The following is a 12,563-nucleotide window of genomic DNA, read 5'->3' as shown; positions in this document are numbered from 1 at the left end:
GATACTTCATTTCTTTATTGCGCAGGCCTTGAATGCGTCAGTCTGTTCGAACTCTGCAGCCATTCGCGCCAGATGAGGATGGTTTTTCTCATTGACCATGTCAGGCAGGACGAAGTTGATGAAGGAGTAACCGATAGCAGCTGTGATGTCTGCGATCGTCGGTGCTGCCACGCCCTTGTAAAGTCCGGCAGCCACCATGCGCTCGACCTGGTCGACGCCAGCGCGCGACTGAGCCAGTATGTCATCAAGGTATTCGTTATGGATTTTCTCCGGGGGGCGTCTGGTTTTCTCGTACATGGCTGCAACAGCCTTGTCCAGCGCGCTAGTCATGACGCCGGTGCGCTGCAAAACCTGGCGACGAGCCGGGCCACTGGCTGGCAGCAAAGTCTGGCCTGGGATGGTTTCGAGCAGAGAGTCCAGAATGGCATTGCTTTCGATCAGAACCTCACCGTCGTCCAGCATCAGGACGGGAACACGTCCAGTCGGGTTGATCTCCCGAATGGCCTGAGCGTCCTTGGCGGGTGAGAGTGACTTGTGCTCATAAGGAATTTCCAGCCACTGCATGGTTGTGGCTACGCGTCGCACAAATGGCGACAGATATCGACCGATCAGGATCATGGGCTCTCCAGTTCTAGTTGTGTTGATGTTGAAGCAGGTATGGCCTTGGCGGCTATCCAGCGCGTTGTGCATAAAGTATGGCGTAAAGGATGATCGCGCACAATTTATCCTTTTCTGACTGGCCCGGGTAACCTTCGTAATTGTTCACTGGCATGATTGTGCGTTCTGGCACAGGCAAGGTCCGGCCAGATGCACACGGATCCCGGTGGCAAATGATTGCAGAGCTGCGCTAAAGTGTTCTCACTACTAAATCTGGTGATCCACATGTCTGAAACACTGCAAAGAACCCTCGAACTGACGCGTCTCGAATTGCTTGACATGGGATTGCGAGGCAACACGCTGCTGAATCTTCGTCACACAGCAGCCACTGTTCCCGTTGTCAGAGAGTCCTCAGCCGAGGTGTTCAGATTGCTGGTTCTTGAGCAACGTGCACTGCGGCTGATACCTGAAGGCGAGCAGCCGAAAGACAAGCGCACATCCTCCCCATCATCTGCGACGGTCGATCGTTCAGGTGAAGGGCCTGGTGAGCGCACAAAAGACTGGATCGCGCAGACGACTGAGTCCAATGAGCCTGCCCTTGCCGATCTGGCGAGCGACCACGGTCAGCAGACAACCATCGGCCAGGATGCCGTGGCCGTGCATCTCTCTGACTTGTTTTTGCAGACCCAGCTAGGTGAGCAAGCTCTGGACCAGAGGCTGGTCAAGATCAGCAACGCTGCGCGGGGATATTATGAAGAGCAGGGGGTCGAGATTCTGTTTCTGGCGCTCGGATGTCTGCACTGGTCAGAAGACACATCGGGACGAAGCATACGACGGGCGCCGCTTGTGCTCATACCCGTCGAGCTGCAGCGCACTGCCGCGGGACATGGTTTCAAGCTCGTCTACACAGGCGCTGATCTTGGAGCAAACCTGACTCTGGCATCCAAACTCAAGTCTGAGTTTCATATTGATCTGCCACCGTTTGAGGAAGACGGGTTCGCGCTCATGCCATATCTGACGAATATCGCACGCGCTGTGTCCGCACGTGAGAACTGGCGAGTTGATGTGGATGAAATCTGTCTGGGATTTTTTTCATTTGGCAAATTCCAGATGTATCAGGATCTGGATCCCGATTCGTTTCCGGAAGGCTCCAAACCATGGGAACACACGCTTGTACGGGCTTTGCTGGCTGACGGGTTTGATGCGCCTGAGTTCGATACCCAGAGCTCAGAAGGTGCGCCCGGCTTGACTGGGCTGAATTTTGTCAAGGACTCCGATACCAGCCAGACCGAGGCTGCGTTGTCGGTTGCACGAGGATCCAGCCTGGTGATACAGGGGCCGCCCGGGACAGGCAAATCCCAGACGATCACCAATATCATTGCGGAGTTGCTTGCGCGCGGCAAGACCGTGCTTTTTGTGGCCGAGAAAATGGCGGCGCTTGAAGTGGTCAAGCGACGTCTGGATGAGTGCCACCTGGGCGAGGCCGTGCTTGAGTTGCATAGTCATAAAAGCCGGCGCAAGGCAGTCATTGAGGAGCTTGCCCGGACACTTGAAGCCGGAGTGCCTCAGACGCCAGACAGATCGTCTGCTAGAGCCAGGCACCAGCATCTGCAGGGCGTTCTTGACACGTACTGGGAGGCAGTACGGGCACCTGTGCTGCAGAGTGGCCTGGATTACGTGGAGGTGCTTGGAGCTCATCTTAAGCTCTCGGATGAGGTGGATGTCGCACCGTTGGGAGGCTATGTTGATTTCTCAGGAATGCGACACTGGACTGAGGAGGAGTTCGAGCAGGCGGGACATCAGGTTGCGGCGCTGGTTGCCCATTTGCGTGAACACGGGAGTCCTGCCGAGAGTCCTTGGTGTGGCACCACGTTGCGGCAGTTCTCGCCAGGCCTGCAGCGGACTGTGCTTGATCGGTTGGCTGTTTTGCGTAGTGTGCTGGATGACTGCCAGGCCCAGGCCGGCCAGCTCGAATCTGTTATCAAGACTGCCGTTTCGGATGATCTTCACAGAATCCTGAAGTTTGTTGCTTGTTTTGGCTGGATGAGTCAGGCACCCACGCGTTCGGACTTGCTTGGCGTTACCCTTGATCTGGATCTCTGGCATGACATTGAAAGTTTTCAGAAACTGATCGCAACAGGGAAGGCCATGCAGGAGCCGAGAGTGCGCCAGCATTCAGTCCTGCTGGACCAGGCCTGGAATCAGGATGTGCTGGCTTTGCGAGGAGTCTGGGCAACAACAGGTGACCGATGGTGGCGTTTTATGTCGGGCGAGTTTCGTCAAGCCAGAAGCTCTCTACGTGGCTTGCTCAAAGGTGAGTTGCCAGATAACACTCAGGCATGCGTACAGATACTGGATGACATCCTTGCTTATCAGTCTCTCAGAAATGAGTTTGAACGCCAACGGCAGGCGCTTGAGTCATCCTGGGAATCTGCGGGGTTTGCGCTGTCTGCATCACTGGGTAGTCAGTGGCAGGGTGTCGAAACGAACTGGGACAGGCTCCAGGATACCGTTTCCTGGTTACACAAGGCTGCGATTCACGTCAGACTTGAGGAAGTGCCGCGCGCTCTGGTGCAACGTGTTGCAGACCTTGATGACACCGGACGGGCTGCATTGTGGCAAACGCTCGAGCAGTTCGCGCAAGCGATCCGTGCTCTCGAGCAGGCGATCGATGGTGTGCTTGAGTCCGTCCGGTTGCAACGCGCCGAGTGGCGTGTGTGCGACGATAAGGCACTGCATCTGAGCCGATTGCAGTCATGGCTGCCGTCTGCGCAAGGGAAAGTTCAGGATCTTTACGCATTGAGCCGGTTTAACCTGATTCAAGAAAGTATGGAGAATCCGGCATTGCAAGAGATCGCACGTCGCGCTCGCAGTTGGGGCGAGAGATCCGCATCGGGCTTGCTCAAAGTGCTGGAAGCGAGCTGGTACGACGGCTTGGTACGCGAGGCCTACGCAACGCGTCCAGTCATTGCGCAGTTTGACCGGGCAGCGCATGAGCACGCCGTAGCAGAGTTTGCCAGTCTGGATAAACAGCTTTTTGTGCATGCACAGGAACGGCTGGTCTGCCAGTTGCACGAGCGACTGCCTTCGCCTATGGCGGTTGGTGAGATGGCAATCCTGCGTCGTGAGATGAACAAGAAACGTCGTCATATGGCCCTGCGCCAGTTGATCAAAGTTGCAGGGCGGGCGGTCCAGCAGATCAAGCCAGTATTCATGATGAGTCCGATGTCGATTGCAACCTATCTAGAACATGGAGCGGTTGATTTCGATGTAGTGATATTTGATGAGGCGAGCCAGGTGCGTGTTGCCGATGCGCTGGGGGCGTTGATGCGCGGGCGACAGGCGGTGGTGGTTGGAGACTCTCGACAGATGCCACCAACCGATTTTTTCAGTCGTACGCTTGAGCTTGATGACGAACAGGCCGAACAGAGTCAGACCGCAGACATCGAAAGTATTCTTGGCATGTTTGTCGCTCAGGGCGCTCCCCAGAAAATGCTCCGCTGGCATTATCGCAGTCGTCACGATTCGTTGATTGCGGTGTCCAACGAATCCTTCTACGAAGGTAAGTTGCTGATCTTTCCGACGCCTGGTATCCATCCGCGTGCGACGGGTCTTCGGATGCGATATCTGCCTGATACTCATTACGATCGCGGAGGCACTCGCACGAATCTTGGCGAGGCCCAGGCGCTGGCTCAGGCAGTGATGGAGCACGCCCGTCAGACACCCGGTCTTTCGCTTGGAGTGGTGGCGTTCAGTACAGCCCAGCGCGACTGCCTGCTACTTGAGATCGAGCATCTCAGGCGGATGAGTCCGGAGCTTGAACCATTCTTCAACGCCAGCAGACCTGATGGCGAGAATTTCTTTGTCAAGAATCTTGAGAATGTACAGGGTGATGAACGCGACGTCATTCTGATCAGCATCGGCTATGGTAGAACCGACGATGGTCGGCTTGTGCCAAGCTTCGGGCCGGTCAACAACGAAGGTGGGGAGCGTCGCCTTAATGTGTTGATCACCCGTGCAAAGCTGGCGATGGAGGTGTTTTGCAACTTCACTGCAAGCGAATTGCAGATCAACGCAGGCACACCTTTTGGAGTGCGCGTGCTTGAGCGCTTTCTGCGTTACGCACAGACGAGTGAGTTGCCGGATCGGTCCCACGCGAATGATAGCGAGGTCGGCGCGTTCGAGCAGTACCTGTGCGAAGAGATCCGTGATCTTGGGTTTGATCCTCAGCCAAGGCTTGGTCAATCCGGTTTTTATATCGACATTGCCGTTCAGGATCCGCAGACGAACCAACAGGATGAGTCTGTTCAGCGCTATGCGTTGGCTCTTCAGACTGATGGTGCCAGTTATCAGCGTAGTGCCGACACCCGTGAGCGAGAGCGGGTACGAGCGGGTGTGCTGAGTGCATTCGGGTGGCAACTGTATCCGGTCTGGAGTACTGACTGGTTCCGCTCTCCTGCAGTGGAGCGTGATCGATTGCGCCAGGCGATCGAGTCGGCAGTCATGCATCTGCACAGAGCGACCAGTTTGGCGAACGAACCCGCGCCATCCCCATCATCGTCAAACGGAATTGACACTATCGACGCTGAACCGCCAGTCACCGAGGCGGCCCAGTCTGCAGAGCATCAGGCCCTGACCGAGGGTGGTTATGAAGGCTCTGATTCGCAACCGCCTGTGCTTGCCGACCCGTCGCAGATGAACCGCGAAGAAGGTGCACAGGGTACGGACAACTTGCCAGAAACAGTCAGCATCGAGCGTCTCGACCCCGCGAAAAACCTCACGCAGTCTGTTGCTCCGTATCAACCATTCGAGGGCGATCTGGGATTGCCCAGACATCAAGCGCTGCACGAGGCCTTGCCCGAGTCGCTTAGCAAGAGCATTCGTAAACTGGTGGCATTTGAGGGGTCAGTGCACGTGGACCTGATTGCGCGCAGACTCGCTGATGACGCTGGCGTGAGTCGACTCACGTCACGGACCACCGAGCAGATCAGGGAAGGGATTGCATATGGTGTCAGCCACGGGGAACTGTTTGAGCAAGGCCCGTTCGTTCATGCTGAGCCTGCTCCTGATGTGCCACTCAGGAGTCGCGCCGCCCTTCCTGCCCGGTATCGGAACATTGATTATGTCAGTCCGTTCGATCTCCAGACCGCCTTGCGCCAGGTCATCGGGCACTCATTTGGCATCACAGCCGATGAAGCCATTTCAGCAAGTCTCTCTCTGATCGGTTTTCAGCGAGTGAGCGCCAAGTCCAGGGCGATCACCAGAGAAGTACTGGACGAGATGGTCAAAGGCGGCGTGATCCGCTCTTCACGCGGCAAGCTGACGCTCGGGGGATGACAAGCTCAGGGTGACCAGGCCGTGCAATCGGTCTGGAGAGTCTCGCCTTGCTGAGCAACGCCGGCAATCGCCACCAGATGTGAGTCCTTTAGTTTAAATTGCTGGAACTGCCATGCATGCCTGGGTGTTGCCTGCGGTTTGCAAATGTGCAGCCGAGGAGGCTTGGTGTCCGACAGTATGAACTCGAAACTGTCCAGTCCAGCACTCAATCCCCAGCCTTCTGCCTTGATATAGGCTTCTTTGAGGGTCCAGTACCTTAGCAGTCGCTGGTGTTGCAAGTGAGCAGGTTGCTTTAGAATGTCCTTATATTCCCTTTGCGTGAAATAGCGACCGGCAAGCGAGACATCCGGGCCCTTGCGTCCCAGCCACTCAAGATCAAGGCCGAGCGGACTGCTGTCGCTTATTGCAATGGCAGCCATGTCGTGAGAGTGTGTTAAGTTAAAAAAATACTTTTGGAGTGCGGTCGGGCTCGAGATGTACGGCTTGCCTTGTGCCAGTGCGCGGAATTCGATGCAACTCGGTGTTGCACCGCATTGGCGGGCGATGACCTCGCGTGTCATGGCATGACTGACAAGAAATCTGACTCGATGCGCTTGGCGATGAAATCTGTTCATTCGAGCGGTTTCCTGTGGGTCGAGCCAGCTCGCCCACAGCGCCAGCCTTGCTTGGTCGAAAGGCTGAGCGAGGTGGCAGTACCAAATAGTGATGCTGGCTTTATGGTTTTTGGGAGAATCTGGCATGGCGTTTCATTTAATTCAGCGTGGCTGATAATCAGGAGATATAACCATGGCATTACCCGTTCAAGCTCTGAGTGACGATGTATCAGTTGCGCCTCAGTTGAGCCCACAGGATATGGCAGCTGTCGCAGCTGCAGGTTACAAGAGTGTCATTATCAACCGTCCTGACATGGAAGGGGGGCCAGAGCAGCCAACATCTCAGTCAATCATGGACGCAGGGCTTGAGGCCGGTCTTGAAGTTGTTTACCAACCGGTTGTTAGCGGTGCGATGACACAAGACGATGTCACCCGATTCACGCAGCTTATGGATAGTATGCCCAAGCCGATTCTGGCGTTTTGCAGGACAGGGACTCGCTGTACAGTGATGTACCGAGCAGCAACGGGCCAGGGCTGAGTCCCTGCGGGCCTATCCTCGACGGCAGCATGAATAACTGGATCGAGATGCTGGGCCAGGTTTGAGGCTAATCAATAATCTTCATGCTACTGATGACGGCAAGGCGGGAATTCGGCTAGCATGGACATCCCGGGTAGCTTGATGATTCAAGGGCGGGCAAACATTAAAACAACAGGAGTGCGTGGCATGTTCAAGAAAATTCTGATCCCAACCGATGGCTCCAAGCTGTCTGCACAGGCAGCCAATGCGGGTGTGATCTTCGCAAAATCCACTGGTGCCGAAGTGGTGGCGCTGTTTGTTGGCCAGCCTTTCGCTGCCACGATAGGGTTTGACGGTATGGCTGCTGCGTATGCAATTACCGATGAGGATTACGAGAAGGCATCTGCTGAACAGGCGAAAAAGTACCTTCAAGCTGTGATGGACCGTGCCGAAACTGCGGGTGTAAAGGCAACTACCGAAGCTGTGACCAACTTTAACGTGGCTGATGGCATCATTGACGCTTATAGCAAGCACAAGTGCGATATGATTTTTATGGGAAGTCACGGTCGTAGCGGTCTTTCCCGGCTATTGCTGGGAAGCGTGACGGCCAAGGTCCTCTCGCTGGCACCAGGACCAGTACTGGTCTATCGGGTCAAGGACGACGACTGATCCACGCGTGTTGACGGATTGGGCTTGGGTTTATCCAAGGTATCCAGGTCCCGGATCAACGCGCCCAGAACGAAAAAAAACACAGACAAGAATGTCTGTGTTTTTTTTCGTTTCACGGCTGGTGAGGTTGAGTTTTGCGCTGTGCATCGAATTTATCGAGACTAGCTTTTCTGCGATGGCTCGAACGGGATTTGTGCGCATTCCCTGAACGCCCTGACGTTGCAGCCACGGCAGATATCGTGGTCAAGTGAGGAAAAAATGGTGGCAATGGCTTGTTCTTTGGTCAGGAAGATGTGGTTTGACCCCATACGCTCGACGAATCCAGTTTTGCGCCACATTTTAATGACGTCATTTCTAGGTCGATGAAAGTAGAGATCCCCACCCATCTTCTTGCGCGATTGTCGCTCTTGCTCCCAGAGTTCTGCGCCCGCGAGATCGATAAAGTTCATGCTCCGCGACATGATGAGCAGATGTTTCGGCGCATCCGGACGGTTTCGCAGGTCGTTGAGTTTCGCCGATACATGGGCGGTGGCTCCGAAGTAGATATCACCTTCCATTCTGATCATGGCGAGCTGGGGGCACTGGAGTGCCTCGCTTGGACTGGTCATCTGGCCGATCTCTTCCAGTTGCCGGTTCCTGGACCGGTCGGTGAATCCCAGAGGACGCACGGCTGGCTTGGACGTGCGGTTCAGGTAAAGTAGCAGCGACAGCAGTGTGCCAAGCAGAATCGCGACTTCCATGCGTATGGCAACAGTTGCAATGGCAGTCGATGCCGCAATGAGGAACTCCACGCGCTCAAGCTGCCAAAGTGATTTCCAGCGCCGGATATCGAAGAGAGACCATGCGACCAGAATGAGTAGCGCTGATATGCCGGGAACCGGGATGTAAGCCAGCAGATTATGAAATAAAGCAATCAGCACCATCAGCAGCAACGCCGAGGCAACACTGGACAGCGGAGTTTTTGCGCCAGCTTCCAGATTGGGTAACGATCGGTTCAGGGATCCACACGACACGTAACTAGAAAAAAAGCCACCCACCATGTTGGACAGACCCTGGCCGGTGAATTCCCGGTTTGGATCAATCACTTGTCCAGAACGTGTGGCGAGCGCTTTGGCAATTGAAATCGTTTGTCCGAGCGCCACAATACTCAGCGCAAAAGCAATGCCGACGAGATCAGGGAGTTGTTGCCACGAAATCGCTGGAATGTGAAATGCAGGCCAAGGAGAGGGGATGTCCCCTACTTGTTCTACCCCCGTCAGGCCAAGTTCTGCGGACGTCAGATTCAGTAGAACGCCGGCAACGGCTCCAGCAATCAGTCCAACCAGCATGAAGGGCCATCTCATTCCCAGAAATCGCTTCACAAGCAAGGCTCCGATGCCAGTCAGCAGTGCGACGATCAACGTTCCCCAGTGGACTTGATCGATGTGTCTGACATAGTGCTGCAAGGTTGGCCAGGTTCCGTGAACACTCGCATCAGAGATGCCAAGGCCGCTGCCAATCGCATGCACTGCAATCAGCATGGCGGCACCACTAGTGAAACCACCCAGAACGGCAGGCGAGATGAAGTTGGCCAGTGATCCGAGTTTGAGCAGGCCGATGGCGGCTTGGATCAAACCAACCAGTACAGTCACGATCAGCGCGAGCTGAATGTATTGTGACGAGCCCGCAACGGCCAGGGGCGTGAGCATGGCAAACAGTGCCAGCGAATTGGCGTTGGTCGGGCCGGACATGACATGTCGACTCGAGCCAAACAGCGCTGCGATGATGCAGGGAATAATCGCGGTATAAAGCCCATACTCGGCTGGCAACCCTGCCAGCATTGCGAACGCAATAGCCTGGGGTAGTACGAGCACAGCCCCAAGCAGGCCCGCGGTCATGTCGACGCGCAGGCTTCGGGCGTTGACATCAAGCACCCATTCCCCAAATATCTTCGTCAGTCTTTGCTTTATCATGGTCCGATCACTAACAGGAAAGTCTGTCCTGAGGATATGTTTTTAATTGAAGGGGTTGTCCCTTATCATAAGCGACAGTTCCAGATGCAGCGGTTCAGTGAGTCAGGAGTCCGGTACGGGCCATGGTTTCACTGTCCACAGGCAAGGATCACTTACAACCAGACAAGGAGAGATCTATATGACTATCAAAGTGGGCGACAAGCTGCCCGACGGAACCTTGACCGAGTACATCGAAACCGCTTCAGAGGGCTGCTCAATCGGCCCTCAGGCGTTCAAGGTGTCCGACCTCGTGAAAGGCAAGAAGATTGTCATCTTCGCAGTGCCGGGAGCATTCACACCGACATGTTCGGCCAAGCACCTCCCGGGATTCGTGCAACACCACGATGCGTTCAAGGCAAAGGGTGTGGACGAGATCTGGTGTGTGGCAGTCAATGATGCTTTCGTCATGGGTGCATGGGGACGCGATCAGAAGGCTGGGGACAAAGTGCGCATGATGGCTGATGGCGGTGCCACATGGACCAAGGCACTCGGACTTGACATGGATCTGACTGAGCGCGGTATGGGTGTGCGTTCCAAGCGCTACGCTGCAATCGTGGAGGACGGCTTTGTCAAGGCGCTCGAAGTAGAAGCGCCGGGAGCTTTCGAAGTCAGTGCTGCAGAGGCTGTTCTCAAGCAGGTCTGAACATAGATCTGTGGTTTTACGTCCAAAGAGCCGGTTTTTTGACCGGCTCTTTGCACATGTGCTTCATGGTGCGTTGTATTCTTTAGCTTAGCCTAGGTCAATTACTTCCATGTTCGCTACCATCGCATCCTTCTCATCGCTATTTCTTTCCACCCTCGTCATGCTGATGGGCATTGGTCTGTTCAATGTCTACGTTGGCTTGCGCCTGTCGGAACTGAATATCAGCGAGGTCTGGATCGGTGCAGTGATCTCGGCCTATTATCTGGGACTTGTGTTTGGCGGACGACTGGGTCATAAAATGATCGTCAGGGTCGGACACGTCCGTGCATTCGCCGCAGGGGCTGCAGCCGCGACGGTCATGGTGCTGCTGCAGACTCTTATTCAGGATATTTACGCATTGCTGCTGTTCCGTGCGGTTGCCGGGGCGGCGATGGCTGTGCAACTCATGGTGATTGAAAGCTGGTTGAACGAGCAGATCGAGAATGAAAGCCGGGGCAGTATTTTTGCGGTGTATCTGGTCATGTCAGGCCTTGGTACAGCGATCGGTCAGATGCTGATCACATTCTATCCGTCACTGGATTTACGGCCATTGACACTTGTCGCCATTTGCCATGTGGTGGGACTGATTCCAATTGTCTGGACGGTTCGACTGCACCCGGCTCCCCAGCTACCGGCTCCACTGGATATGCGTTTCTTTTTTTACAGGGTGCCGGCAGCACTTGCGACCATGGTTCTGTCGGGTGGGATTTCATCGGCCTTCTATTCGCTGGCGCCGGTTTACATTGTGGGACAGTCTCTCTCGACCAACGATGTGGCAGCCTTTATGTCGATTGCCGTGATTGCGGGTCTGGTCGCGCAGTGGCCGATCGGGTGGCTTTCCGACCGGGTTTCGAGGACTCGTCTGATCCAGATCAATGGTGGAATTCTATGTGCGGTCACGTTGGTGTTGTGGGGGTGGTTCCAGCTTCCCTTCTGGGTCTATATGGTCGTCGCAGCCGTCAGCGGTGTGACACAATTTACTCTCTACGCATTGGCGATGTCCTATGCGAATGATATGGTGACTCCTGATCGTCGAGTCAGTCTCGCTGCAGTCCTGTTAATCGCATATGGCTTTGGAGCCTGTGTGGGGCCATTGCTGGCAGGTGGTGTGATGAGACTTGCCGGTACACACATGTTTTATGTTTACATGACAGTTTGCAGCGTCCTGCTGATTCTGTCGGTTAGGTTCCTAGGGAGATCGAGAGCCAATGTCTCAACAGCAGTCATCCAATAAGACCATTACCCATGTCATCTATGCGCTTTACGCCCTGGGGCTGATTCTCGGGTTGTCTCCGCTTGTTGCAATCATCATGAACTACGTTAAGCGAGGGGATGTTTCTGGTACTTGGCTCGAGAGCCACTTTGTATGGCAAATTAGGACTTTCTGGTATGCATTCGCAGGTGGTGTGATCGGAGCGCTCACAATTGTCATTCTCATCGGTTACATCATTATCCCGATTGTGGGTATCTGGTATGTGTACCGGATTGTCAAAGGGTGGTTGTACCTCGTGGACGACAAACCCATGAGCATGTCGGGAAGTCTCCTGTAAGGGAAGTGACTTTCACTGGTGTCTGATCAAGCAGAGCAAGAAACCCTCGCAATCACATGCGAGGGTTTCTTGCTTGTGCGCCCAGTCTGGGCACACTCCTGTGGGTGCAAGTCCCGCTGCTAACCAGGCATCCCGGCGGTGACAGATCGTCTGATCCAGCAGGCACTGTTGCAGGTATTGCAGCAGCCGATACTGGATCCGGCCTTCAGCAAACACAGCTACGGATTCCGACCTGGCGCAGTGCTGTACAAAGCATGCAACAGGTCGTCGATTGGCTACGAGCCATCAAGCTCACGCAGTGCAAACGTGGCACAACCATGTACCAGGACCTGATCGCCATGGGGGCAAGTCCTGTGCATGGGCGTGGAATTGCAGCAAACTTCCGGCTATGGTGGCGCAACAGCGCGAAGTCCCTCAATGGTATCCTGACGATTGCCTAATTTGACCGGCTGGGTCTATTTCGTCTCTCATGATCTCAATTTCTCGAACCGCCCGGCGCGGACCCGCATGCCGGGTGGCGTGGCAAGGGTGTAGCCTACGGGCTACCCTTCCTCCAGGCGGACTCTGGTGTGTATCGTCAGAAATGCCATGCACAGGATGGCGCGACCAAGGTGCAACCTCAGGTCC

At 55.0% G+C, this 12,563-nt stretch carries 10 protein-coding genes; 7 read left to right on the top strand and 3 right to left on the bottom strand.

The genetic code is table 11. The features are described from left to right. Positions 1–6: 6 nt before the first annotated feature. A complete protein-coding gene (locus tag DBV39_RS08345; RefSeq protein WP_159078879.1) occupies positions 7–618 on the bottom strand; it encodes a glutathione S-transferase family protein in 612 nt (203 codons plus the stop codon). Positions 619–882: 264 nt separating this feature from the next. On the opposite strand from DBV39_RS08345, the gene DBV39_RS08340 reads away from it, so the two are divergent. Then, positions 883–5,934, top strand: a complete 5,052-nt coding sequence (locus tag DBV39_RS08340; RefSeq protein ID WP_159078878.1) for a DUF3320 domain-containing protein — start codon at positions 883–885, stop codon at positions 5,932–5,934. Between the two features lie 5 nt (positions 5,935–5,939). Here the strand turns inward: DBV39_RS08340 and DBV39_RS08335 are convergent, their stop codons facing one another. Further along, positions 5,940–6,548, bottom strand: a complete 609-nt coding sequence (locus DBV39_RS08335) for a 4'-phosphopantetheinyl transferase family protein (RefSeq protein ID WP_159078877.1) — start codon at positions 6,546–6,548, stop codon at positions 5,940–5,942. 172 nt (positions 6,549–6,720) lie between these two features. Between DBV39_RS08335 and DBV39_RS08330 the strand changes: the two genes are divergently transcribed. Then, positions 6,721–7,065, top strand: coding sequence for a TIGR01244 family sulfur transferase (locus tag DBV39_RS08330; RefSeq protein ID WP_108621134.1), 345 nt, complete (start codon positions 6,721–6,723; stop codon positions 7,063–7,065). A 186-nt stretch (positions 7,066–7,251) separates the two neighbouring features. Further along, the gene (locus DBV39_RS08325) at positions 7,252–7,713 is read left to right on the top strand and encodes a universal stress protein (RefSeq protein WP_108621133.1); all 462 of its coding nucleotides are present in this window, start codon (positions 7,252–7,254) and stop codon (positions 7,711–7,713) included. Between the two features lie 161 nt (positions 7,714–7,874). Here the strand turns inward: DBV39_RS08325 and DBV39_RS08320 are convergent, their stop codons facing one another. Then, positions 7,875–9,665 (bottom strand): SulP family inorganic anion transporter, encoded by a 1,791-nt coding sequence (locus DBV39_RS08320; protein ID WP_108621132.1) that lies wholly within the window; start codon positions 9,663–9,665, stop codon positions 7,875–7,877. 178 nt (positions 9,666–9,843) lie between these two features. Here DBV39_RS08320 and DBV39_RS08315 point away from each other — a divergent pair, with 178 nt between their 5' ends. The 4 genes from DBV39_RS08315 (at position 9,844) to DBV39_RS19905 (ending at position 12,376) form a co-directional block, all read left to right on the top strand. After that, positions 9,844–10,347 (top strand): peroxiredoxin, encoded by a 504-nt coding sequence (locus DBV39_RS08315; protein ID WP_108621131.1) that lies wholly within the window; start codon positions 9,844–9,846, stop codon positions 10,345–10,347. A 109-nt stretch (positions 10,348–10,456) separates the two neighbouring features. Continuing rightward, positions 10,457–11,620 (top strand): MFS transporter, encoded by a 1,164-nt coding sequence (locus tag DBV39_RS08310; protein ID WP_108621130.1) that lies wholly within the window; start codon positions 10,457–10,459, stop codon positions 11,618–11,620. Further along, positions 11,595–11,936, top strand: a complete 342-nt coding sequence (locus tag DBV39_RS08305) for a DUF4870 family protein (RefSeq protein ID WP_108621129.1) — start codon at positions 11,595–11,597, stop codon at positions 11,934–11,936. Before DBV39_RS08310 ends, DBV39_RS08305 begins: the two co-directional genes overlap by 26 nt. 56 nt (positions 11,937–11,992) lie before the next feature. After that, a complete protein-coding gene (locus DBV39_RS19905; protein ID WP_159078876.1) occupies positions 11,993–12,376 on the top strand; it encodes a hypothetical protein in 384 nt (127 codons plus the stop codon). Positions 12,377–12,563 lie beyond the last annotated feature (187 nt).

The organism is Orrella marina, from assembly GCF_003058465.1.
In the GTDB taxonomy this organism is placed as follows: domain Bacteria; phylum Pseudomonadota; class Gammaproteobacteria; order Burkholderiales; family Burkholderiaceae_B; genus Algicoccus; species Algicoccus marinus.
The sequence above is the reverse complement of the archived record's forward strand: the minus strand, read 5'-3'. Positions and strand labels throughout refer to the sequence as shown.

Excerpts from the sequence above, each read along its gene's own strand:
- DBV39_RS08325 (WP_108621133.1), top strand. The coding sequence starts at position 7,252 with ATGTTCAAGAAAATTCTGATCCCAACCGATGGCTCCAAGCTGTCTGCA.
- DBV39_RS19905 (WP_159078876.1), top strand. The coding sequence starts at position 11,993 with ATGCGAGGGTTTCTTGCTTGTGCGCCCAGTCTGGGCACACTCCTGTGG.
- DBV39_RS08310 (WP_108621130.1), top strand. The coding sequence starts at position 10,457 with ATGTTCGCTACCATCGCATCCTTCTCATCGCTATTTCTTTCCACCCTC.
- DBV39_RS08330 (WP_108621134.1), top strand. The coding sequence starts at position 6,721 with ATGGCATTACCCGTTCAAGCTCTGAGTGACGATGTATCAGTTGCGCCT.
- DBV39_RS08305 (WP_108621129.1), top strand. The coding sequence starts at position 11,595 with ATGTCTCAACAGCAGTCATCCAATAAGACCATTACCCATGTCATCTAT.
- DBV39_RS08340 (WP_159078878.1), top strand. The coding sequence starts at position 883 with ATGTCTGAAACACTGCAAAGAACCCTCGAACTGACGCGTCTCGAATTG.
- DBV39_RS08320 (WP_108621132.1), bottom strand. The coding sequence starts at position 9,665 with ATGATAAAGCAAAGACTGACGAAGATATTTGGGGAATGGGTGCTTGAT.
- DBV39_RS08335 (WP_159078877.1), bottom strand. The coding sequence starts at position 6,548 with ATGAACAGATTTCATCGCCAAGCGCATCGAGTCAGATTTCTTGTCAGT.
- DBV39_RS08315 (WP_108621131.1), top strand. The coding sequence starts at position 9,844 with ATGACTATCAAAGTGGGCGACAAGCTGCCCGACGGAACCTTGACCGAG.
- DBV39_RS08345 (WP_159078879.1), bottom strand. The coding sequence starts at position 618 with ATGATCCTGATCGGTCGATATCTGTCGCCATTTGTGCGACGCGTAGCC.